At 50.1% G+C, this 23404-nt stretch carries 25 protein-coding genes and 1 pseudogene; 9 read left to right on the top strand and 17 right to left on the bottom strand.

Going from position 1 to position 23404, the window contains the following annotated elements; translation table 11 throughout:
* Positions 1–78 precede the first annotated feature (78 nt).
* The gene (locus D7024_RS09900; protein WP_165859339.1) at positions 79–387 is read left to right on the top strand and encodes an STAS domain-containing protein; all 309 of its coding nucleotides are present in this window, start codon (positions 79–81) and stop codon (positions 385–387) included.
* Between the two features lie 115 nt (positions 388–502).
* On the top strand, positions 503–1174 hold the full coding sequence (locus tag D7024_RS09895; protein WP_243113848.1) for a zinc dependent phospholipase C family protein: 672 nt from the start codon (positions 503–505) through the stop codon (positions 1172–1174).
* A gap of 165 nt (positions 1175–1339) precedes the next feature.
* On the opposite strand, the gene D7024_RS09890 is transcribed toward D7024_RS09895, so the two are convergent.
* Together D7024_RS09890 and D7024_RS09885 are read right to left on the bottom strand one after the other, a co-directional pair.
* A complete protein-coding gene (locus D7024_RS09890) occupies positions 1340–1621 on the bottom strand; it encodes a DUF503 domain-containing protein (protein ID WP_121451648.1) in 282 nt (93 codons plus the stop codon).
* A 16-nt stretch (positions 1622–1637) separates the two neighbouring features.
* Complete coding sequence (locus tag D7024_RS09885; RefSeq protein ID WP_121451647.1) at positions 1638–2558, bottom strand: DMT family transporter; 921 nt, start codon at positions 2556–2558, stop codon at positions 1638–1640.
* A gap of 374 nt (positions 2559–2932) precedes the next feature.
* Between D7024_RS09885 and D7024_RS09875 the strand changes: the two genes are divergently transcribed.
* From D7024_RS09875 to D7024_RS09865, 3 genes are all read left to right on the top strand, one after another.
* Positions 2933–3775, top strand: a complete 843-nt coding sequence (locus D7024_RS09875; protein WP_243113753.1) for a basic amino acid ABC transporter substrate-binding protein — start codon at positions 2933–2935, stop codon at positions 3773–3775.
* A gap of 80 nt (positions 3776–3855) precedes the next feature.
* Entirely contained in the window at positions 3856–4551 is a 696-nt protein-coding gene (locus D7024_RS09870) for an amino acid ABC transporter permease (protein WP_121451645.1), read from the top strand.
* Positions 4544–5266 carry an amino acid ABC transporter ATP-binding protein gene (locus D7024_RS09865; RefSeq protein ID WP_121451644.1) on the top strand — a complete coding sequence of 241 codons (723 nt, stop codon included), beginning with the start codon at positions 4544–4546 and terminating at the stop codon, positions 5264–5266. Before D7024_RS09870 ends, D7024_RS09865 begins: the two co-directional genes overlap by 8 nt.
* A 163-nt stretch (positions 5267–5429) precedes the next feature.
* Here D7024_RS09865 and D7024_RS09860 read toward each other — a convergent pair whose 3' ends face one another.
* Positions 5430–6845 carry a metallophosphoesterase family protein gene (locus D7024_RS09860; RefSeq protein ID WP_125185646.1) on the bottom strand — a complete coding sequence of 472 codons (1416 nt, stop codon included), beginning with the start codon at positions 6843–6845 and terminating at the stop codon, positions 5430–5432.
* A gap of 227 nt (positions 6846–7072) precedes the next feature.
* Here D7024_RS09860 and D7024_RS09855 point away from each other — a divergent pair, with 227 nt between their 5' ends.
* Genes D7024_RS09855 through D7024_RS09845 form a run of 3 tightly spaced genes read left to right on the top strand, consistent with a single transcriptional unit; the run spans position 7073 to position 9968 of the window.
* Positions 7073–8233, top strand: a complete 1161-nt coding sequence (locus D7024_RS09855) for a quaternary amine ABC transporter ATP-binding protein (protein WP_243113752.1) — start codon at positions 7073–7075, stop codon at positions 8231–8233.
* Entirely contained in the window at positions 8230–9069 is an 840-nt protein-coding gene (locus tag D7024_RS09850) for an ABC transporter permease (RefSeq protein ID WP_121451641.1), read from the top strand. The genes D7024_RS09855 and D7024_RS09850 overlap by 4 nt, the downstream gene beginning before the upstream one ends.
* Positions 9070–9071: 2 nt before the next feature.
* Entirely contained in the window at positions 9072–9968 is an 897-nt protein-coding gene (locus D7024_RS09845) for a glycine betaine ABC transporter substrate-binding protein (protein WP_121451640.1), read from the top strand.
* Between the two features lie 151 nt (positions 9969–10119).
* Here the strand turns inward: D7024_RS09845 and D7024_RS09840 are convergent, their stop codons facing one another.
* Both D7024_RS09840 and D7024_RS09835 read right to left on the bottom strand, forming a co-directional pair.
* Positions 10120–11340, bottom strand: coding sequence for a cation:proton antiporter (locus D7024_RS09840; protein WP_121451639.1), 1221 nt, complete (start codon positions 11338–11340; stop codon positions 10120–10122).
* On the bottom strand, positions 11330–11854 hold the full coding sequence (locus D7024_RS09835) for a cation:proton antiporter regulatory subunit (protein WP_121451638.1): 525 nt from the start codon (positions 11852–11854) through the stop codon (positions 11330–11332). Before D7024_RS09835 ends, D7024_RS09840 begins: the two co-directional genes overlap by 11 nt.
* 887 nt (positions 11855–12741) lie before the next feature.
* Here D7024_RS09835 and D7024_RS09825 point away from each other — a divergent pair.
* Complete coding sequence (locus D7024_RS09825) at positions 12742–13071, top strand: hypothetical protein (RefSeq protein ID WP_121451636.1); 330 nt, start codon at positions 12742–12744, stop codon at positions 13069–13071.
* A gap of 49 nt (positions 13072–13120) precedes the next feature.
* On the opposite strand, the gene D7024_RS09820 is transcribed toward D7024_RS09825, so the two are convergent.
* From D7024_RS09820 to D7024_RS09770, 12 genes and pseudogenes are all read right to left on the bottom strand, one after another.
* Positions 13121–13657 carry a DUF2179 domain-containing protein gene (locus D7024_RS09820; protein ID WP_121451635.1) on the bottom strand — a complete coding sequence of 179 codons (537 nt, stop codon included), beginning with the start codon at positions 13655–13657 and terminating at the stop codon, positions 13121–13123.
* 96 nt (positions 13658–13753) lie between these two features.
* Positions 13754–14929 (bottom strand): glycosyltransferase family 4 protein, encoded by a 1176-nt coding sequence (locus tag D7024_RS09815; protein WP_341466974.1) that lies wholly within the window; start codon positions 14927–14929, stop codon positions 13754–13756.
* 90 nt (positions 14930–15019) lie between these two features.
* Complete coding sequence (locus D7024_RS09810) at positions 15020–15475, bottom strand: hypothetical protein (RefSeq protein WP_121451633.1); 456 nt, start codon at positions 15473–15475, stop codon at positions 15020–15022.
* Between the two features lie 217 nt (positions 15476–15692).
* A pseudogene (locus D7024_RS15665) lies at positions 15693–15804 on the bottom strand (radical SAM protein); the annotation flags it as partial.
* Between the two features lie 16 nt (positions 15805–15820).
* Positions 15821–16108, bottom strand: coding sequence for a late competence development ComFB family protein (locus tag D7024_RS09800; RefSeq protein WP_121451631.1), 288 nt, complete (start codon positions 16106–16108; stop codon positions 15821–15823).
* A 28-nt stretch (positions 16109–16136) separates the two neighbouring features.
* Positions 16137–16607 carry an HAD family hydrolase gene (locus D7024_RS09795; protein WP_121451630.1) on the bottom strand — a complete coding sequence of 157 codons (471 nt, stop codon included), beginning with the start codon at positions 16605–16607 and terminating at the stop codon, positions 16137–16139.
* Between the two features lie 44 nt (positions 16608–16651).
* Positions 16652–17752, bottom strand: a complete 1101-nt coding sequence (locus D7024_RS09790; RefSeq protein ID WP_121451629.1) for a 6-phosphofructokinase — start codon at positions 17750–17752, stop codon at positions 16652–16654.
* An 81-nt stretch (positions 17753–17833) separates the two neighbouring features.
* Entirely contained in the window at positions 17834–18619 is a 786-nt protein-coding gene (locus D7024_RS09785; RefSeq protein ID WP_121451628.1) for an alpha/beta fold hydrolase, read from the bottom strand.
* 82 nt (positions 18620–18701) lie between these two features.
* A complete protein-coding gene (locus D7024_RS14840) occupies positions 18702–18857 on the bottom strand; it encodes a hypothetical protein (protein ID WP_165859337.1) in 156 nt (51 codons plus the stop codon).
* A gap of 59 nt (positions 18858–18916) precedes the next feature.
* Complete coding sequence (locus D7024_RS09780; RefSeq protein WP_121451627.1) at positions 18917–21658, bottom strand: UPF0182 family membrane protein; 2742 nt, start codon at positions 21656–21658, stop codon at positions 18917–18919.
* Between the two features lie 71 nt (positions 21659–21729).
* Complete coding sequence (locus D7024_RS09775) at positions 21730–21897, bottom strand: hypothetical protein (RefSeq protein ID WP_243113751.1); 168 nt, start codon at positions 21895–21897, stop codon at positions 21730–21732.
* A 164-nt stretch (positions 21898–22061) separates the two neighbouring features.
* A complete protein-coding gene (locus D7024_RS09770) occupies positions 22062–22973 on the bottom strand; it encodes a hypothetical protein (RefSeq protein ID WP_243113847.1) in 912 nt (303 codons plus the stop codon).
* Between the last annotated feature and the right edge of the window lie 431 nt (positions 22974–23404).

Here is a 23404-nt window from a genome sequence, read left to right as displayed (position 1 = left end):
AATTAACCATGGTTTAATTAAAACTTACCAGCAGGTTAATAAAAGAACGTTATAATTAGGAGTCAGGAGGTGAGGCCGTTGGTCAAGATTTGGCGAGATCGTAATTTTCTTCGCGTGGGTGGCATTGTAGTTAACCACCATTTTAAGAAGTTGCAAAAGGTACTGGAAGATACGGCCCGGGAAGAAGGGCGCATTGTCCTGGATTTGCGTGAGCTGGAGTTTATTGATGAGCTGGGAGTATGTCAGCTTTTGAGTTTTATAGATCAACTATCTCAGCGGGGTATCCGCGTGGAACTGATCAATGCCCAGGACAAGGTGCTTTCCAAGTTTCTTGCGGTGGGAGCTCGTCTCTGGTTGGACGAGCAACTGTTTAGTAAAGTGGGGTAACAGTCCCTAACCCCGATAAAGAGGGCGGGATCGAGTTTTCCCCCGTGTGTGCTGATTAATCCTTGCAAAATCAGGTTATGATAATAGTGCGCTTACGGGGGAGGACTTGCCGTTGGTGATTAATCCTTCGACGTGGGCCATAGCCAAGCGATTCTTAGCCGTGGCCGATCCCCTGCAAAACCTGGTGGATCGCGGGGGAGTCACCCACACTTTCTGTAACCAGCAGGCCTTAACCATTTTAGAACAGGATGGTTTAAAAGAACAGGTTCGGTTGTTGCGCAGGCACCTGGTGACATTCAACCGGGGCACCCTTTGGGCCGACCGGGGGTGGAAATGTTTCGCCCACTACCTGGACCCTCGTTCCGGAAAGGGCCTCGGATCGTGGCCTGATGCGGCCGGTGAGTGCGAGGAGTATTTTCAGCGGGCGCTGACCTGCTGGCAGAAAGGGAGAAGGGATCAGGCCCTTTTTTACCTGGGAGCAGCTATTCATCTGGTACAGGATTTATGTGTTCCCCATCATGCGTGCGGTGTAGCTTTTAACGGGCATCAACAATATGAGGCCTGGGTGCAGGAACACTGTGGTCTTTTCAGAGTGAACAGGGGAGGCTATTACCAGGTTGCTTCCCGGCCCGGTGATTGGGTTTACGCCAATGCCCGCTTGGCCAGGGAGTATTACCCCCGGGTTCGCACCGGGCGAGAATATCACGAAGTCACCGGTGTGCTGTTGGGCCTGGCACAGCGCACTACGGCCGGCTTTTTAGCTTACTTTTTTAGTTTGGTTACATAACCTTTACCGCCCACTACCTCCTTCTTCAATATAAAGGGACTGCGGTACAATACCGTCAGTCCCGTTTTTTTAAAGACATATATTTAAAGACAGAATTCTTTTATAACGAAATGGTAAGGGCATAAGGGGGGAGGGGGAAAGCTGTTTACATAATGCTGACAGAATTTATAGTAGCTCCATTCGCACATCCAGCAGTTCCACCGTTCCCAGGTCCTCAACAAAACGTACCACTGCCGTCAGGGTCTGGTGAACATGGGCACTATCGTTACTGACAAAAGACACCCCTATGGTAGAGAAGTGCCAGGTGTCCTGTTTACCTACTTCGGCTACGGAAACGTTGTAGCGGGCCTTTACCTTATCCAGCAAACTTTTTAACACCCGCCGCTTGCTTTTTAGAGAATCAGCTTCACTCGTGCGTAACTCCATTACCAGTATACCTACAATCAATATGCGTTCCTCCTGTCTACAGGGTGCTGGTTTGCACTTCTTTTGATGTTTTACTTATCGTCCGGATGTGTTTTCCCTTCAGTTCGGCCAGCAACATGCCACTAAGGATCAAGATGCATCCAATGATTTTGCGCGGGGTGAGTATTTCCCCTGCTAAAAAATAGGCGCTTAAAGCGGCAAAGACGGGTTCCATGGTAAAGATAATCGCCGTATGGGTAGCGGAGGTAAAGCGTTGAACGTTGTTTTGAATCAGAAAGGCCAGGGCGGTGGCCGGTATAGCGGTCAGCAGCAGAGCTACCCATACCGGGCGGTTCAAATGCTCCGGCCAAGTCTCGGTAGCCAGTCCAAAAAGAAAACCGGCCAGGGAAACAATCCCGATCTGAATTAAAGCCAACAGGGGAGGGTGGAGGTGGCGGGCATAACGCCCAACCGTGATGATATGTAACGCAAAGCAAAGAGCACAAAAGAAAACCAGCAAATCCCCGTAATTAAAACTTAATCCTCTTCCCAGGGACAACAGCCCCAACCCGGTGGCGGCCAGCACTACACCTATAGCGGCAAAAACGCCGGGCGCTTGTCTGGTGAAAAGCGCACTGAAAACAGGCACCAGCACGACCGATAGACCCGTAATAAAACCGGCGTTGGATGCGGTGGTATACTGAAGCCCCACGGTTTGAAAGGCATAACCTCCAAATAAAAACACTCCAATGATACAACCTGCCCATAGGGTGTCCCGGTTAAGCTGCACTAGCTGCCGGTGATAAATTGCGGCCAGGAAAAGGAAGGCCAGTAGAAAACGAATGCCCAGGAAGTAATAGGGCCCGATGGAACTAAGGGCGTTTTGCACCACCACAAAGGTAACACCCCAGATAAAACTTACCCCCAGCAGGGCCAAATCGGCCTTTAACTGTAAAAGATTTTGCCTATGTCCGGTCAACCAAGCCACCTCCCGACCGCACCTTTTATATTCTCTCACGGCAGTTCAGGGCTGTCAACCGGGCTACGGGAGGTCAGGAGAGAAGACGGGTTTAAAGCATTAAACCAGTTTTAACCCGTATAAGTGAAGTTATGTAAGATACCGGGAGGTGGAAAGAGGTACCATGAAAAAAATGCAGGTTTTTAAACCTTTTAAGCAGGATTTTGGCGTTTTAAAGCGAAAGTGTAGTGCCTATGGCAAAGTGATGAGGGGGGGGGTGTTGTCCAAAAATTCAAACAGCTGCCTTGTTGTTCACATTGGGGTGAATCCGGAGTGCCCTTACGGAAAAAATGTATGGGTTGGTAAAATACATAACCGAAGGAGGTAGACAAGTTGTGTTTAGAACATTAAAAGTGATAGTGGCTATGCTGGTTGTTTTGGCCCTGGCGGTGGCCGGTTGCGGTGGGCAACAGGCAAAAGATAAAGGCCAGGATAGTGCCAAAGCCAGCAGCGGGCAGCAGCCCACCGCCAAGCCAAAGATATTGGTTGCTTCGGATACGGCCTATGCTCCTTTCGAGTTTCAAGATCCCAAGACTGGCAAGTACGTGGGATTTGACATGGATCTGATCGAGGCTATTGCCGAGGTCAATAACTGGGATTATGAAATCCGGAGCATGAATTTTGACGGCATTGTGCCCGCCCTGCAGAGTGCCAGCGTGGATCTGGCCATTTCGGCCATGACCATTACCGAGAAGCGCAAAGAACAGGTTAATTTCTCTCTGCCCTATTACCAGTCCGGCCAATGTGTGGCGGTGAAGGCCAGCAACAACACCATCAAGGGTTTTGACGATCTGGCCGGCAAGAAAATAGGGGTGCAGATTGCCACTACGGGAGCGGACGAGGCGCGCAAGATTCCCGGTGCCAAGATCACCGACTATAACACCATTAACGAGGCCTTTATGGCCTTAAAGAATGGCAACGTGGATGCCGTGGTAAACGATTACCCGGTAACGGCCTACTTTATCCAGCAGGGAAACAAAGACGTTAAGATTGTGGGTGACCTGCGGACCAGTGAATTCTACGGCATTGCGGTACCCAAGAGCAAGCCGGATATTCTGGAAAAGGTAAACAGCGCCTTGAAGACCTTGAAGGAAAACGGCAATTATGCCGAGATCTATAAAAAGTGGTTTGGCAAGGAGCCTCCCGAATTCCTGCCCGGTGAGCCTTCGGCCAACTAAAGGGACAAGGCCAAATATGCGTAACACTTCCGTGTTACGCATATTTGCCTGTTAGCGGTATACAGGGAGAGTGAAGTCGTTTGGAAACTGTTATAAGTTCTCTGCCGGTTCTATTATTAGGTGCTGTTATCACTTTACAGATTACGGCCATCTCAGTTTTTATTGGTTGCATTCTCGGTTTAATGGCCGGCTTGTCGAGGCTTTCCCCAAAGCGAGTTTTGAGGTTTCTGGCCACCTGTTATGTGGACTTTTTCCGGGGCACGCCGTTATTAGTGCAGATAGTGATTGTTTATTTTGGCATACCTCAAATTTTGCGGGATATACAAAATCTTCTTGTCCAGGCCTATGGTTTCACCCCGGTGTTTGAAAATATACACCCTTTTCTGGCTGCTGTGATTGCCTGCAGTCTTAACAGCGGGGCCTATATAGCCGAGATTTTCCGGGCCGGCGTACAGTCCATTGAGAAGGGACAGATGGAAGCGGCCCGTTCTCTGGGGATGACCCATGGACAGGCCATGCGCTACGTTATTCTGCCCCAGGCCTTTAAGCGGGTGATCCCTCCCCTGGGCAACGAGTTTATCGCCATGCTTAAAGACACCTCCCTCCTTTCGGTCATCGGCTTTGAGGAGCTCTTCCGCCGTGGCCAGCTCATTGTGGGGGCTACTTATAAGGCCTTTCAGATTTATCTCACCGTGGCCTTTATTTACCTGATCATGGTCATCCTAATCTCCCGGCTGGTGGATTACCTGGAAAGGAGGTTGAAGACGGGTGATTAAGGTATCCAACTTGTACAAGCGCTTTGGCCACCTGGAGGTCTTAAGGGGCGTTAATTGCCATGTGGCTCCCCAGGAAGTGGTGGTGGTTATTGGACCCAGCGGTTCGGGGAAAAGCACCTTTCTGCGCTGCCTGAATCTCCTGGAGCAGCCCACGGCTGGGGAAGTGGTGGTGGATGGGGTCAATCTCATGGATCCCAAAACGGACATTAACAAAGTCCGGCAGGAAGTGGGCATGGTTTTTCAGCGCTTTAACCTTTTCCCTCATAAAACGGCCCTGGAAAACATCACCCTGGCTCCCATAAAGGTGCGGGGAATGACGCAACACGAGGCTGAAGAAATAGCCCATAACCTCCTGGCCAAGGTTGGCTTAAGCGACAAGGCCCATGCCTATCCCGACCAGCTATCAGGGGGGCAACAGCAGAGGGTGGCGATTGCCCGGGCGCTGGCCATGCGTCCCAAGGTAATGCTTTTCGACGAACCTACTTCGGCCCTGGATCCCGAAATGGTCGGCGAAGTCCTGGCGGTAATGAAGGACCTGGCCCGGGAGGGCATGACCATGGTGGTGGTTACCCACGAAATGGGATTTGCCCGGGAAGTGGGGGACCGGGTCCTGTTTATGGACGAGGGGCAGATTGTGGAAGAAGGGACACCGGAGCAAATTTTCAATTACCCCCAAAATGAACGCTTAAAGGTGTTCCTTAGTAAAATACTGTAAAGCAGCCGGAAAAAATTAAAGCCGGGCATTTGTCACCCGGCCCATTGCGCGTCTATAGTCTCTAAGAAGGGAAGTTCCACATAATTAAGACGAAGCCCTCATCCCCTTTATACAGGTTAGCCGAAAGTCCCACGGTTTTTTTATTTTAGTGCTTAGCCAAATCTTAGTTGGTAACCTGTCTTTCCACCGTAATGCGCCCGGAAAGGGGTTCGTATTTGATCATATCTATGGCAGTGAGTTCCGGATTTTCGCCAGGGGTACCGGGAGTAAAGTAAAGAATAGATGCCGAATAGGGCACTTCCTGGCTGGCTTGCAGGCCACGGATACCGGCGGCGCCGGTAGTCCCCGGGTTCACCAGCAGGGAAGGCCCAATTTGTTTGATCTCGGGCCGGTGAGTATGTCCACTGGCCAGAACAGGTACGCGGCCGGCGAATTTTTCGGCTACCTGCGGATTATGCACAAGTAAAATATCGGGCTTTGATTTGTTCCGGGCCAGGGCCTCTTCCAGTTGCTGAATTTGATCCTGGAAGTAATTGCCCGTACCCGGAATAGGGCGGTAGGCCCACGGGTCTGGTATGCCTAAAATTTTGATCCCGGCGATGGTTATTACCTTTCCCTCCAGCACATGGCCCCGGGGGAGTTGACGCACAAAATTCATTACCGCCGGAGAGTCGTGGTTACCGGCAGCAAAAACGTAAGGGATGTCCAATTCCCGTAACGATTTTACCATTTCCGTTTCCAAAAGGGAGCCATAGTCGGTGAGGTCACCGGCGTCAAGTACGGCGTCCACGTTGAAGTGCTTAATCAGCGCTTGAATAAGGTCTATTCCCAGGGGATTGTTGTGAATATCGGCAACCAGTAATAAATTGGTGCTTCCTGTTCCAGGTGCGTTGAGAAGATCCAATCGTCCGATGCGTCCCGACAATGACTGTAAATTTGCCGTCACCAGCGTGGTTTTAGATCGTAATTCTGCCAGCTTATCGAGGGTTTTACCAGTCAAATCCAGTACCTGTGGGGCGGCAGCCATGGCCCCCTGGAACTCAGCCTGGCGGAAAGCATCATAACTGTAGCTGTACCGGGTAAGCACCAGCACGGCTAGCATTAAAAACAGGCCTGCTGCAGCGGCAAATGCCAATCGCTTGATGGACGAACGTAATATAAGCCACGTTAACAAGGCCGCGCCCAGGGTCGCCACCAGCAGCTGCCGGAGAACAAACCGCTTTAGAGCTTCTCTGGCTGCCGGAAAAAAGATATCCTGAAACGCTTTGACCGTAAAGGTGGATGGGTGGTTAAAAATATCTGGATTAACACTTTTGAGAATTACCGTTATCTCCAGAGGAGTGGCGTGGGTACGGGCTGAAAGGGTTCCCAGGGGTGGTAGTTCCACTATGGTTTGTCCTTCCAGGGCGGGCTTTAATGAAATTCCCACTTGAAAACCCTGGATCTCATAAGTGGCCGGCCCCAGGAAAGTGACAAATAAGCATATCCCGGCCAGGGTGGTCAGTAAAAGTGGTATTAACGGGTGAGGGGCAGGTTTAGGTTTTTGAAACGGATAATTCTTGGCAATGGGTAAAGCCATTTTTCTTTCCTTTCGCGTGCAAATGTTTGATTCTTTAACTAAAGTGTATATTTCAACCCAGGCATCCGGCAAGTGGAAAAGGATGGGGTATTATCCTGGATATCCGCCAACTTAGCAAATATAGACGGGTTGACTGGTATATTTGTTCATTGATAAAATTATGAAAGCAAAAAGTTTATTGGGAAAGGAGGTTCACGGATACGGATAAAATCAAGGTTCAGGGACTGGTGAAGATTTTTGGGTCTAATCCCGAAAGTGCCCTGTCTCTGCTCGATCAGGGATGGGGTAAAGAACAAATATTAGCCAAGACCCGGCAGACCGTTGCCGTTAATAACGTCAATTTTGCGGTGCGTGAAGGGGAAGTCTTTGTCATCATGGGACTTTCCGGAAGTGGAAAATCTACCGTCCTGCGCTGTATTAACCGCCTCGTAGAGCCTACCAGGGGTAAAGTGTTTATCGACGATGAAGATGTTACTGCCGCCAACGATGTTCGCCTGCGGGAAATCAGGCGCAAGAAGGTGGGCATGGTTTTTCAGCGTTTTGCCCTTTTCCCCCACCGCACGGTGCTGGACAATGTGGCCTACGGGCTGGAAATTCAAGGGGTAGAAAGGGACGAGCGCTATGCCCGGGCACGGGAAATGCTGGGACTGGTGGGGTTAAACGAATGGGAGATGGCTCTGCCGGACCAGCTGAGTGGAGGAATGCAGCAGCGGGTGGGGTTGGCACGCGCTCTGGCGAGCAATCCCGATATCCTTTTAATGGACGAGGCTTTCAGTGCCCTGGATCCCTTGATCCGCCGTGAGATGCAAAATGAGCTGCTGTCCTTGCAGAGCAAGGTGAATAAAACCATCATTTTTGTTACCCATGACCTGGACGAGGCCTTAAAGATTGGCGACCGCATTGCCCTGATGAAGGACGGCAGCATTGTCCAGGTAGGTACCCCTGAGGAAATCCTGACCCGGCCGGCCGATGAGTATGTGGCTAAATTTGTCGAAGACGTGGATGTAACCAGGGTGCTGACAGCTGAAGATGTGATGCGGCCGGCGGGAACCGTATCCTTAAAAGACGGCCCGCGGGTAGCCCTGCGCCGCATGCGTAAGGAAGGCTTTTCCAGTATCTTTGTGGTAACCCGTGATCGTAAATTAGCAGGGCTGATCGCGGCGGAGGAAGCTTTGGAAGCAAGCGAAAGTAACAAGGAGGATCTCTCGAAAATTTTGCGCCATGATTTTCCTACTGCGACCCCTGAGACTCCATTAAATGATCTAATCCCGCTCCTGGCCCATTCCAAATTTCCCCTGGCCGTAATCGACGATCAGAACCGCCTATTAGGTGTTATTGTGCGCGGGGCATTGCTGGCAGCCCTGGTACGGAAAGGGGGAATGAAGTGATTTTCAGTATTCCTTTGGGCCACTGGGTGGAGGTGCTCATCAATTTCCTAAAGGAACATTTTGGGGGTTTATTTGACTTTATTAATACCAACTTTGACCATCTGATGGGTCTCTTAACCGGCCTGTTGCTGGCGGTACACCCGTTTATTCTCATTGCGCTGCTGGTTGTCCTGGTCTGGTTCCTCAGTAAGAGGAATGTGGCTTTGTGGAGCGGTGTTGGCCTATTGCTCATTTACAACCTTAATCTATGGGAACCGGCTATGGAAACCCTGGCCCTGGTAATCTGTGCTACGTTTTTAGCCCTGATTGTCGGTTTGCCTGTGGGCATATTAACTGCGTGGAGTGACCTGGTGCACAGGATGACTATGCCCGTTCTTGACTTTATGCAAACCATGCCTCCCTTTGTTTATTTAGTACCGGCAGTAATTCTATTGGGCATTGGCCGGGTACCGGCCCTTCTAGCCACGGTAATCTTTGCCATGCCGCCGGTCATCAGGCTAACGGGTTTGGGTATCAGGCAGGTTCCAGTGGATTTTCTGGAGGCTGCGGAAGCCTTCGGTTCCACGCGTACCCAAAAATTGCTTAAAGTGCAACTGCCGCTGGCTTTACCTACGATAATGGCCGGTGTTAACCAGTGTATCATGTTGTCTCTTTCCATGGTCGTAATAGCGGCCATGATTGGGGCAGGAGGTTTGGGTGGCGAGGTGTTGCGCGGCCTGCAAAGGCTGGACATTCCCAGGGGCTTTGAGGGCGGGTTGGCCATTGTTATCCTGGCCATCATTCTAGACCGGGTTACCCAAACTTTAGGGCAGAAAAACATACGAAAGGGGAATTAATTATGTTCAGGCAATACCGAGCACTGACGTTGGCGACATTGCTGGTCTTCCTCATGGCTGCCGTTTTTGGCTGTACAACGGGTGAAAAGGAGGCCGGTCAGGGAACGGTTAAAGAGAAGTTTAACGGGGAGATCATAGGCATTGAGCCTGGAGCAGGGATTATGAAGGCTACTGAAAAGGCGATCAAGGAATACAGTCTGGACTACACCTTAAAGGATAGTTCCAGTGCTGCTATGGTGGCTGCGTTGAAGTCGGCCATCGAAAGCAAAAAGTGGATTGTGGTTACCGGCTGGACGCCCCACTGGATGTTTGCCAGGTGGGACCTCAAGTACCTGGAAGATCCCAAGGGAGTTTATGGAGGGGAAGAGCACATAGCCACCATTGCGCGCAAAGGTTTGCAGAAAGATGCTCCGGCTGCGTATCAGATGCTGGATGCATTTTATTGGCAACCGTCTGACATGGAAGCGGTAATGCTTGATATTAATGTGAACAAAATGGATCCCGATGAAGCGGCCCAAAAGTGGATCCGGGAAAATGAGGATAAAGTGAAAAAATGGATTCCCGAAGGGGTACCCAAGGGTAACCTGAAGAAAATCAAGCTGGGCTATGTGGAGTGGGATTCCGAGATTGCCAGTACCCACGTGGTGAAGCATGTGCTCATGAAATTAGGTTATGACGTTGAGCTCAAGGCAGTTGATGCGGGAGTAATGTGGACGGGTATAGGAGCCGGTCATTTTGATGCCATTGTAGCCGCCTGGCTGCCGTACACCCACGGGGACTATTATCAACAGGTGAAAGACAAGGTGGATAATCTCGGTCCCAACCTGGAGGGGGCTAAAATTGGTCTGGTAGTACCGGATTACGTAACTATTAACTCCATAGAAGACCTGAATAAGTAAGTCGGGGGCCTTTTACGGGTAAAAGCCGGCGGCGTGGAAGTAAGGGGAGTAGTATCATCTTACTACTCCGTTTTGTTGTCCGTGGCGTCGTGTCTACCCGTATCGGCGCTTTTGAATACCGGGTAGGGAAGCGGGGGAAGGAGGGGTCTAACTAACTGGCCTTGGAGGATTGTTTTGCAGGGCGCAGGCTTGACCAAATATTAGTCACGATGTTGTGTATCCGACCCGACTTTTTAGCCAGCGGTGGGCTGACTAACGCGAGTGCCAGTACATAAAGGGCGGCAAAGGGCTGGAACGCTGCCGTAAGTTGAGCACTGGCTGCTATGCCGGCAACCAAAATAGCCAGTTCCCCCCGGGGGATCATGATGCTGGCCACGTTCAGGGCCGATCGTCCGCGATAGCCACAAATCCAGGCGCTGAACCACCCGGTGAAGAGGTTGCCAAAGACGGTAGCCAATACCGCCACGGCAGTGATACCTGCTACGACCGAAAACTCACGGTAGTCTATACCCATACCAAAGGCGAAGAAAAAAACGGCTCCAAAGAGGTCGCGCATGGGCGCAATCATCTGTACGAGACGTCTGGCATGGGAGGTTTCAGCCAGGATCAGGCCCAGGAGCAAAGCGCCTACTGCTTCAGCCACGTGTAGCTTTTCAGCCACCAGGACGGTAAAGAGGAGAAGGGTAAAGCCAATGGCAATAAAAGACTCTCCGCTGCGGATGTGCAGCCATCTTTCCAGGTAGGGGCTAAATCGCGGACCTGAGAATAGAACGGCGAGGATAAAAAGCAGAGTAACCAGGCCGCTAAGGAGCCCGCTTGTAAAGGAAGTTCCTCCCGTTAAAAAGTAGGTATAGAGTAAGGAGAGATAAACAGCCATGAAGGCGTCCTCGTAGACCATAAAACCCAGAACCAGTTCCGTCTCCGGGTTGGCGGTGCGTTTCAGTTCCATGAGCAGCTTGGTCACCATGGCGCTGCTGGAAATGGTGGTGATCCCGGCCACAATGAGCGTTTCAGGCAGGGAATGAAAAAACACCCAACCGAGGATGAGGCCGCGCAGAAAGTTCAGCCCCACATAAACAGTGCCACCTTTGAGGATGGTGGGGCCATTTTGCACCACCCGGCTGGCCGAAAACTCCAGACCCAGGTAGAAAAGCAGTAGCAGGACCCCCAGATGAGACAGGAAAGACACCAGTTCACAGTTCTGCACCAGTCTTAAATCAAACCATTCGTTGTGGGGACCGTAGGGGCCAAAAAGGATGCCCAGAAGGATGAGCAAGGGGATGGATGAGAAATGAAGCTTGTTGGCTAGTAAAACGGCCAGGGTGATGAGGAAGAAAATAATAGTTAGATTGGTCGTGGTCTCAAACGGCACCGTTTTGGACCCCTCCCCCTGTGATCAACTCCTCGAAGGCCTCAATGTCCCCCGCTTTTCCCGCCGCCACTACCATCTGGCCGGGAAGGAAAACAAAACTGGGACCGGGGTTTATGGCCGTACATTTCTTTTTGCCCCGGCCGGCGTCTTCAATAATGGCGATAACGTTAATCCCGTGGTTTTTGCGCAGGTTTAGCTCGCCAATACTTTTTCCCACTGCCGGCGCCTGTGGGGTTACTTTTAGCCACTCAATGCGCAGGTCAGCAATAGCCATTTCCAATTTTTCCAACATTTTCGGTTGATAAAAAACTCCACCCAGAATAGATGCTATCTGCCGGGCTTCCTGGTCGGTGAGCGTTACCGTGTACGCAGGCTCGTTCTCTCCGGCTGCAAAATAAAATAAGTCCCGCAAACCTTCGTCGTAGACGACCACACCGATACGTTCTCCGCCTTCCAGTTCCACCAGGTATTTTTTGCCTAACCCCGGTAACTCTGCTTCTTTAATCACGCCCATGGTTGACTCCTCCTTTACAATTCCCTGTGCGCTTGGGTTACACCAATCCATTAATATTTACATTATACCATGGAGGTGACTCGGTGGGCGACTTAAATGGAGGACTTAAAAAGGTAAACATAAAATTCATTCCGCCCATCTGGGCTCAAAGAAGAAGTAAAAGTGATACAGATAAGATTATTATTTTCCCTTTTAAGTAGTAGATTAGCCCGTTAAGGGAAATACTGCTGATCTTTATGGCGGAATGTAATAAAATAAAGGTGATATAAAAGATGACGTAAAAGATGGGAAAGATGGGATGGGTTCAGCATGGATAAAATAAAACAAGTTACCAAGATGTGTATATTAGAAGAGGGGAAAATTTGCGACAACTGCTGTGATTGTTTCATTTGCGAGCTGAACCCGAACAAAATCTGTGATAATTGTGCCAACTGTTTAAAACTGGTTGATTATCCTGCCAAAAAGCAACCCCAGAAGGAAATCCTTACTTTCGAAAAGCACCACTGGGTGAAGGGCAATGATCATCGGAATCGGAGGAGTTTAGATTAACACGATCCTGGAGTTTTATTGCTGAAGGTTCCTATAATAAGTATTATGTCAACCAGCCCCGAGAACTCTTGCCACTTCGGCGCGACCACGGCTCTCGCAAGTCTATTCGCATCCATGACCCTAAAGAATTGCTGCCGACGTCTACGCCCCGGCCCTGACTCAGCTTGTGGACAAGGTGCAGTTTAATAAAGTTTAATAATAAGTTCTTTATGCCTATGGAGATTCTCTATATTTTCTTTCCTGGGAACCTTTGAAATGTTACACATGCTGAAATATAATAATCGTTGTAGGAGGCTTTCAGCAAGTGGTGATTTCCATAAGCGGGAGGTTGCTTTTTTATGCGTACTGCTATTCTAGGTTTTTTGCTTTTTCTTACGATCGTCCTGATCGGTTGTTCCCGGGATGCCGGTGAGATCGACCGTGGGCAGCTCCCTGGGGCATCCGACGGACAGGCCCAGCGTTTTAAGATTATTTATGAGCATTCCGAAACTAAAAATTTGGGCGGTTTTACTGTTCTACGGGATAATGCCACTGGCCACGAGTATCTGATCATTACGGGATTGAACGGTGCCCCTACCGTGGTTCCCCTGCAGAAACCGGATACAACGGATCAGCCCGGCGGCCAGACTACATCTTTAGAACCGGGTCTTTTAAGCACCGCCCGTTAAATACCTGACGTAATCGGGGTATATACTCTTCTGCCTTTATCTCTTTCCTTTACTTGCCTTTAGATGGAAAAACTCCTCCATGGATCAACCGGGCGTCCGAGACATTAAAGAATGTGTTGGGATCAAGCTTATTCAGAATGGATAGTGCCCGCTGCAGGTCACGTCGCTTAAGAAGTACGAACAAAACCGTCCTCTCGCCACACTGGCCCTGACACTCCACGCTAGTGACACCAAAGCCCTCCTGGCGCAACCTTTCGATAAACTGGGGGGCCAGTTGTGGTGCCGGGAACACTTGCAGTGACAGGTAGCCCAGGGCAAGTCTGCCTTCGATAAGGCTGCCGATGTAATTTCCTGTTGCAAAACCGCCGGCATAAGCTATTACTTTAACGGGGTCGTTTAAACCTCCGGCCAATACTTTATTAAGGGCCAGTATGAACACGGAGACCTCAAGAAAACCAACTGCAGCTGCCAGCAACCGTTTGTCCCGCATCAGCATCAATACTCTGATCACGTCCAGGGACATGTCTACTACCCGGGCAAAGAAAATAAACAGATAACCTCCTATCAGTGGCAACCATGTTTCCAATCCTCTTCCCCCCATAAATGTATCCCGCAATAAGCATTTTCGATGTTTTTAAATCGATGTTTTTTAATATGAGCTTTAGAACTTTAGATTGTAACTTTAGACCGAGCTGCGCATAAAATGATTATGCTTTTTTCCCAGGAGGGCATGGTATTCGGCAACTAAATTTAAAGCTGATTGGCAGGAAGAAAGCAACTGGGCGTTGTTTTTTGCCCGGGCGGCCATTTTTTGCCACAGGTCGTTGTTTGTGATGAGCTCTTTTATTTTTGCTACAAAAAGGTCCTTATTTTCCGGAGTCAGAAAACCATCTTCTCCGTCTCTGACCATTTCACTTGTACCAAAAGCTTTAACGGCCACCACCGGAAGTCCGGCTGCCTTGGCTTCAGCCAGTACCAACCCCTGGGTTTCGGTTTTGGAGGCAAAAACAAAGAGATCGGCCCCCTGATAACAGTTAATTACTTCCGTTCTATTTAACGTGCCGGTAAATATTACTTGCTGGCCTATACCAAGCTGGGCAGCCTGTCTTTTCAAATTGAGCTCTTCCGGGCCTCCACCCACCAAAACCAGTTTTAGATTGGGGATCTCCCTGCTCAGTTCCGCAAAAGAGGATAACAGAAAGCTGATGTTCTTTTCCTGCCCCAGCCGTCCCACAAAAAGCAGGATCTTTTCTTCCGATTTAATTCCATGTTCCCGGCGTAACCAGTTTTTATCCCCTTGCGTAAATTCCTCCAGATTGATGCCGGTGGGTATGACTTTAATTTTCGTACGCACCCCCATTTTTTTTAAATGTTCCTCAATAATGCCGGTGGGCGCAACCACCAGATCGCACCGGTTGCAGAAGTCCCGGCAAAAGCGTCTGGTCAGTTCCCGTGTAACTTCCTGGGCAAAGGGTACGTAGTGGACATATTGATCGTAAAGAGTGTGAAAGGTAAAAACCAGGGGGATGCCCAGTTTATGGGCATAACGAGCCCCTACTCGCCCGAGTAAAAAGGGTGAATGAACATGAATAATATCAGGTTGCCATTGGTTGATGGTGGGTTTCAGGCGAAAGGAAAAGGGTACCGCCAGGGCAAAATCCCGGTTTGTCGGGGCCGGGACGGATGGAAAACGAAAAACCCGCTTTTCCCTGGAGCAATTAGGGTAATTGGGGGCAAAGATATAGATGTCATGTCCCAGTTTGGTTAGTTCAGCGGTAAAAGTATCTATGGACCGTACCACGCCGCTGGTGTATGGACGGTAGCTATCGGTAAAAACACCGATTTTCAAAAACCCCACGCCCCTTTTTTGATGGTTTCCCTACTGCCATTATATTACCATTATATTATATCGCTATCGTCTTTGGGCTCCAAGTCCTTCGTTGATAACTTATTGGGCGTTGACTTCTTCCTCCCAGCGGTAATCGGCAGAAACAATGCGCCAGCCCAATGGAGTTTTATGTAAACTAAAATGTCCTGTTCCCTTTTGAATTTGCCCGGTGATGAGATCGGTGTTCAGCAGGGTTACGTTTACGGTTGCCTTATCTGATGTCCGGTACTTAAGGGAAACATCGGTAACGGTAGCCCGGCAATACCAATCGGTGGGCCGGGCGATAAAATCCCATGCCCGCTCACTTATCTCGGATAATAATGGTTCGGCGTAATACTTTCCCAGCTTTTTCTTAACTTCATCCCGGTTTCGTGCTTGCCACCAGGAATCGTCCTCTACCGACCCTATAATGATAGCATATATCTCATTCTGTTGGGTGGTGTTAGCGGCCAGGTGGCTCCCTTCTGCCAGCAACAAAAAAAACAGGGCCGTAATGACAACGTGCCAAAGTTTCATTTCTTTTTCCCTCCCCTTTGTTCTTATTGGAATAGTATACGACTAGAAGGTAAATACATCCTTGTTAAAAATTGACATTATGTGGGAGAAGGGAAATTTTTTACGTTTTTACCTGGTTAAATAAAAAAGTTGCCCAAAAGGCAACTTGCCCTATAGGAAATTTTTGCGTTACAAACCCCGGGCATAATCCGGACGCAATGAAACCCTGCCCGGATCCCTTGTACATGCCGCAAAAAGCACAGGGCATTGTGGGAACAACCGATGGTAATCTTTAAAATTAAACTGCTGGCTTCACTGGGTGGCCGGAAAAGGGGTGGTTCATATTGCATGCCTACCCCCTCCTGCTTATGGCCGGGATTTGTTATGCCTGGGGTTGGCGGCCACTTGCTTGATGGCGTTGGTAATCGCTGCGATTACCTGTGCCTTCCCGCTTATCTGGTCAAAATTTACTTTCGTATAAATCGTGCCCTCATCGGACACCACATAGTGAGGGGGCAATTGATTTAAAGCCAGAGCCATAATATCCTCCTGACAGCGGGTACAGGTACAGGTCCCGGGGTTGTTTTTGGCATATTCTTTTAATACCTCTGGTAAAAACCTTTGCACTGCCACTTCAGTGTAATTGTGGATCACAGAAAGGTCACTCCTTTCTCCTACCCTTCTATAAGCGCAGGGTAGCGATTAGCCGCTTGGGATGCAGCAACAGGTCCAGGCCCTCGCAGATGTCCGTGACCACCACGTCGGCTGCCAGAAGGGCCTGTACCGAGGTGCCTTCCGGTCCCAGGACAACGATTCCCAGGGCGGCATTTTTAAGCATCAGGCTGTCGTTGGTACCGTTGCCAATGGTTACTGTATGTTGTGTGCCCAGTTTCTCAATAAATTTTAGCTTTTGGATACCCCCTTCCCCCGGCTTCAGGACGTGTACGAAGGCCTTGATATTGCGGCAGGCCTTTTCCCCCGTCCCAAAGGTGTCGGCCGTAAGCACGTGGATCACTAGCTGTTCAGCAAGGGTGTTCAGCCTTTCCTCTACTCCCGGAAGCAGGGTGCCGTCTTTGGCCATCGTGCCGTTAAAATCCAGAACAAGATGTTGCAGCTGTAGTACCCCCCGCTCCGGTATATCCACGGTGAGCAATTCTATCCCTCCCCTACCAAAACGATAATGTTGGTCAAAACAACTTAATCTCCCAGGCAAATTCCCAGTTGCCTTGCCGAGAGCAGCAGATCGCTGTCCAGGGGGACGGAGCGGATCTGACCTGTAGCTTCCGTCAGGGGTACGGCATCAATGCTGGTACCCCGGAGGCAGACCATGTGTCCGAAACGTCCCTCCATAACCAGCCGGACTGCCCCCGTACCGTAGCGCGTTGCCAGAATACGGTCAAAGGCCGTGGGCGAACCTCCCCTTTGCAGGTGTCCCAGTATGGTGACCCTGGTTTCTTTTCCGGTGGCTTCCTCGACCTGTTGAGCCACCACATGACCAATACCGCCCAAACGGATGGGATCAAAGCTGTCCTCCACCCTTTTTTGAACCACTAATTCTCCGTCCACTGGTCTGGCCCCTTCAGCTACAACGATGATGCTAAACTTTTTACCCTGTACTTCCCGCTGGTTGATCATATCGATGACCTTCTCAATGTGATAGGGAATTTCAGGAATCAGGATCACATCCGCCCCACCGGCTACCCCGGCGGCCAGAGCTATCCAACCGGCATAACGCCCCATTACCTCCAGAACCATAACCCGGTGGTGAGATTCTGCCGTGGTGTGCAACTTGTCCAGAGCTTCGGTGGCAGTGGTAAGGGCAGTATCAAAACCGAAAGTTTGGTCAGTAGCCAGCAAATCGTTGTCGATGGTCTTCGGAACTCCAACCACGGCTAAACCTTTGGCATGTAGCTCTTTAGCAATGGCCAGGCTGCCATCTCCGCCGATAACCACCAGGGCATCTACCCCATGAATGCTGATATTTTCAAAAATGCGGTCGCTGACGTCTACAAATACCTTTTTCCCGCCTTTGACCACGGGATAATGGAAGGGGTTGTCCCGGTTGGTGGTACCCAGAATGGTTCCGCCCCGGGGCAGGATACCGACTACATCCTTTTCCGTAAGCTCCCGGGCCTGGTTCTTAATCAATCCGCCAAAACCGTTTAAAAAGCCAATTACCGAAAGCCCATATTCCCTGATGGCTACTTTTACCACCGCCCTGATGACGGCGTTTAGTCCGGGAGCATCGCCCCCGCCGGTTAATACACCAATGCGTTTAATTTTGGCTGGACCAGCCATGGTCGAACCTCCCCCATACGTTTTAAGCAAAAACAGCATTACTCGCTTTTATCCCCACACTTTTCTTTCATCCTGATTAACTCAATGATTCCCCGTAATGGTGCTGTGTTTCTCCAGGAATCGTTTTATAATAGCGTTTATTTCCCCTGGCCGTTCCAGCATCATCATGTGGCCGGCCCCGTGAATAATCTCTAGTTCGGCCCTGGGCAGCTTCTGTTGCAGATACTGGCCGTACTTTACCGGCGTGAGCAGGTCCTGATCGGCGGCAATGACCATGGCGGGGACGTCAATAAAAGGCAAGACATCCATCAAGTCAAAACCGTTACAGGCCGTAAAGTCTGCCAGGTATACTGAGGGTGGAACGGATTCCATTTCCCTGCGAGCAGCTTCCAGCAGGGCCGGGGGCGCGTTTTTGCCGTAAGCCAGTTGGATCAGACCCTCGTAGTGTTCGCTCTTTTGGAAGGTCTCCAGCAAAACAGGTAGCACCCGCAGGCGGGCACCAGTTCCAATTAAGACCATCCCGGCCAGTTTCTCCGGATAACAGCGGGCGAAATCCAGGGTGATTGCCCCTCCCATAGAATGTCCGGCCAGGAAAAATGGATGACCAGTTAGCCTTTCCGCAAAAGCATAAATAAATTCGCGATAAGTGGCAATAGCATCGGCTGCTTTTCCCTGCGACTGGCCGTGGCCGGGTAGATCCACTGCCAGCACCAGGTATTCCTCTTTTAACCCGTTGAGCTGATGAAGCCAGTGGCGGTGACTTCCCCCCGCTCCGTGAATAAAAAGGATGGTTTGCTTTGGATCCTTATTTTGGGGCATCCCAGCGGCGTAATGGTAATTGAGCCCTTCAAGGGTTATGAAAGGCATCAGGAAACCCTCCATGAAAAAATTACCGGCGTCAGGACCGGTAAAAGATTAAACGCTTTAGGTGGATTGCTGCTGCTTACGTTTAGTGATGCCCATGGGCGTCGCAGCTATGGGTTGGCTTTTCTTCCACATCCTCATACTTTTTCCACATAGTGGTGAACGCAGAGCCAATCACCAGCATCACCAGCATGGTGAAAAAGCCAAAGGCAACCCCCTGCCACCATTGTTCGAAAAACATTTTTTCTCCTCCCTTTTGCCCCGGGTCCCTTTGATGGTACTATTTATACTCCGGGGTTTTTATTGTTCCGTTGTTCGGGCTGTCAGTTCATTTAAAACACGTTTTAACTGCTGTAAAGAATCACCATAACCCGCCCAGTCTCCGCTTCTAAGCCTTTCCATAGCCTGATCGTAAAGCCTGCTGGCCTCCCGTGCCAATTCAGCCAGCGACTGGCCACCGGTGTCAGGTTTAGCCGCCGGTGTGGTTGCGCCCGGTTCCCCTTTGCCATCGGTAAAGATGCGCTTCAGGGCCTCCTCTAAAGTTGGTTCCATGACCACCCGGTCGCCGTGGACTACAATCACCCGGCGCAGTTCGGGCATTTTGCTTTGTTCTGCCTGCAGGTATAACGGCTCCACGTACAACAGGGAATCCTTGATCGGTATCACCAGCAGGTTGCCCCGGAAGACCCGGGAACCCCGCTGGTCCCACAGGGACAGTTGCTGGGAGATGGTGGTATCCTGGTTAATGCGCGCTTCAATTTGCATGGGGCCGTAAACCAGTTCCTGTTTAGGGAACTCGTAAACCAGCAACCGTCCGTAATTGGGGCCATCCGACCTGCCCGCCAGCCAGGCCACCATATTCTTTTTGTTTTGGGGAATAAAGGGCAGGATCTGTATATATTCGGGCTCTTTTTCCCCGGGTAGCCTGGTGATGATGTAATAGGCCTCCATGGGTTGTTCCTTGTCTTCAACTATCTCGGTGGGCCTATCCCATTTATCTTCTTTATTATAAAAGATCCGGTAGTCCTCCATGTGATAAATGGCATATTTTTGCGCCTGGATCATGAAGAGGTCTTCGGGGTAACGAATGTGTGTCCTCAGCTCTTCAGGCATTTCGGTAAGGGGCCGGAAGACATCCGGGAATATTTTGCTGTAGGTTTGGATTATGGGATCATCCTTGTCGGCAATATAAAAATCGACGCTTCCATCGTAGGCATCAACCACGACCTTCACTGCGTTGCGGATGTAGTTCAGCCGGTGGTTATATGGTTCTGCGTAAGGGAACATGTTGGTGGTTGTATAGGCATCCCACATCCAGTACAGTTTGCCGTTGGCCAGTACAATATAGGGATCTCTGTCGTATGTCAGGAAAGGTACCAATTTAGGTACGCGTTCGTAGATGTTGCGGTAATAAAGCACCTGGCTCTCATTGGTGATGTCTCCGGAAAGAAGCAGCCGGTAGTCCCCGAAAGAGATGGCAAAGAGCAACCGCCGCACCAGAGAGCCAACTTTGACGCCTTTATTCCCCTGGTAGGTACTCCAGGCATTTTCATCTCCCTTGGGGTAGTCAAATTCGGGGCTCTTGGTATTGACGATTACATAATTATCCGTGACCTCACCAAAATAAATTTCCGGGCGTTCGATTTTCAGGTCCGTATGGGTGGTGGGAGGAATATCTTTGATGAGGAAGCGTGGTAAGCCTTCCCTGGTCACCTCATTGACCGGGCTCATGACAATACCGTACCCATGAGTGTATTTTAGGTGCAGGTTTACCCAGGTTTGCGCCTGGGGGGGCAACTGGCTTTGGTTTAATTCCCTTGCCGCCACCATCACCTGGCGGTAACGGCCATCGATGATATAGCGGTCGATATCAATATTTTTCAGCTGGTAATAGAGACGCATTTCCTGCAGCTGGCTGTAAGTTTGCTGCAAGGGGCGGTAATCCCAGAGCCGGATGTTGTCAATGGTATCCTGGTTATTCTTGAGATCTTGCGCGGTTAACTCCCGGCCGGCGGGAAAGGACTTTCTTTCGATGCTATCCAGTTTATAGGCTAGGCGGGTAAATTTAATCGCGTTTTCAATATAAGGCTTTTCCCGGTTCATCTCGTTGGGAACGACAATAAATTTTTGAACCGCGGCGGGATAAATACTTCCCAGGACTATAGAGCCAACGACCAGAAAACCGATAGTATAAAGAACGAGCCGGAATCGGGAAAGAAAGATATTCAGTAGAATAATCCCCGTACAGGCCAGGGCCAGAACAAACAAGACCTTGTAAGCCAGCAGGTTAGCGTGAATATCGGTATAGCCGGGGCCATAGACTACTCCTCGCTCGGAATAAAGCAACATGTATTGATCCAGGCGATACCCCCAGGCCCGCAGGAGGAAAAATGCCGCCGCCAGGCCCGACAGGTGATATTTGGCCTGCTCAAAACGAAAAATGCTTTTCCAGCCGTTTTGAGCGGTGCCGCCAATCAGGGCATAGATGCCGCTTACGGCCAGCAAGCTGAGCACGCTGATCCACAATAAAAGCCGGTAGATAAAGTGGTAAAAGGGCAACTGAAATACGTAAAACCCTACATCACGATGGAAAATGGGATCTTTCAGGTTAAAGGAGGTGCTGTGCAGAAATTGCTGGACTATATTCCAATTATCGGTTACGGGCAGGGCGGTCAGAAATGCCGGAATGAGGCTTAAAATGGCCATGACCGCGGTTAATTTCCTTGATTGGACATACCTGCTCCAGGGGGGCTGGTAAAGGGTGACTATGTCGCCATTACTGATCGGCCTGGTCTCGGCTGCCTTAATCAGCGGGCCGCGGGTAAATAGCAGGTTGATAAAAATGACCAGGAAGACCGTTAGCCCGGCAACCAGCCCTACGGCCCACTGCGAAAGCAGAATAGTTAAAAACACTTTTTCAAAGTTTAAGGATTTAAACCACAGCCAGTCGGTATAAAAACCCGCCCCCCAGTATATCAGGGCCAGGATAATAAAGAGACCCAAAATTAGCAATGTTTTAGATAACCTTAAAGTTATCCCCAACACATGACCCTCCCCTGTTGCGATGCCGGAAGCGTCCCTTGCTCCGAGGTGTCCGGGTGCTACTTTAAAAATTACATGGGCTTGGGAATTTTCTGTGCCTCATCTGCTTCGTGGCGTAATTTTGCTTGACATAACTGACAAATTAAAATAGATGACTTTTTAGGTTGTAGATCCTCATCCTCGTAATCATCGTATGAATCCGGGTTAAATTCTTCAACTTCTACTAAACGACCGCACATGATACACCGCCCCCCCACCGGTAACACCTCCCCCATATATTTCTCTCATATGTGTTTATTCGCCGCCATATAGTAATTTCCTCCCTGATTTTATTAGCGAGGTTGATATTAAAGCCTGCCGGTAAATCGGCAGGCTTTGCCTCGCAAAAAAAGTAAAGTGTGTTCTACTTAAAGTATGTTTTCAATTCCTGGGCCAATTCTTCAGGTAAATGTAATGTCCACGGTTCATCGTGGAGCACCTGGAGATGGCTGAAGTCACTTCCCACCAGAGGGTAAATGGTGTAACGTCCCACGATCCGGACGGTGATCCAGAAACCCCGGTCCTCTTGCCGGGCGGTATACAGGGCCGCGTTAAAACTGGCGATGTTTATATTATCGTAATAACGAATAACCTTGAGCAGGCCCTCTGCCAGGTCTTGTAAATCCTGGTTCTGGACATCTGCGATGGTTGTTTTATGGGGCAGGATGGCCGTAACGTCACACAGGGCCCGGGGGGCAAAGGTAGCCAGCCAGTGGATGTTTCCCACCTGGCCCAGGTAACGTTCTCCCTTTTCCTGTTCATACTCCAGAAGATCTGCCCAAAAGTTTCGGCCGTTTTTTTCCAGGTAAACCCTTCCGTGATCAATCAATTCCGCATCGTAGCGGCAGGGCTGTGGCCCGCATAAAACTTGTAAGTGCGGATGAATTATAGAACCGCCGGAATAGGGCATGTAATTCCAGTTCACAGAACCGTAGCGGGCCCGCTCGGAATCGTAAGCTTCAACTAATTTAAGAAAGTCCAGCGCCGCCCGGAAGCTATCGACGATAATGCCGGGCGTTAGTGCGGTCATGGACAGGTAATGCTCCGGTCCCATTACTGTTACCCCGGCGTAAATCTCGTAAGGTGCCAGGTTTGGCACTACCACTGCCTGACCGTAATTCAAACGGCCCCCGGGTATCATATCCTCGGGAAAACGGGGCGTGGCCTTTTCAAGGTTTTCGGGGCAAAATGGGCAAAACTTCTGCCTTGATTCCTCCACAAAGGGCGTCCAATCGTGGCGGGGTAATTTGCGGTTGCGCAAAGGCAAAATACGCACCCTTTGGCCGGTTAAGGGATCAAACCTAATTTCGCTTGGGGTGCTGGTTAAGGCAAACCCCTGGAAGGGGTTATGAAATTGTGTTTCGTTTACTATTTTACACAGCTCAATACTCATTCAAAAGCCCGTGCGATTTATTTATCCCCGGCGCGGTGAAAGTCTATTTTGCGTTAACCTGCCCAGGGATAATCTTTTCGCTCCGGGACATTCCCCCCTTTCGCAAAGGTTTTCAGGTTTCTTTCATTTTAGCAACAACCACCAGTCTTGTCATCCCGTATTTCGCGGGTTAATATATTTAATGGCTCCCTGGGAAAATTGGTTAACGACACTCCGGCCAGGTAACAACACCTTTTGGAGCCAATTGCGATGTTCGGAAGTAGAGATGAATAGGCCGTTTTAGGGCAGTGGCAAAAATATTTTACCCCGGCACG

It is taken from the genome of Desulfofundulus salinus, assembly GCF_003627965.1.
Lineage (GTDB): Bacteria > Bacillota > Desulfotomaculia > Desulfotomaculales > Desulfovirgulaceae > Desulfofundulus > Desulfofundulus salinus.
This window is presented reverse-complemented; position numbering and strand designations above follow the sequence as displayed.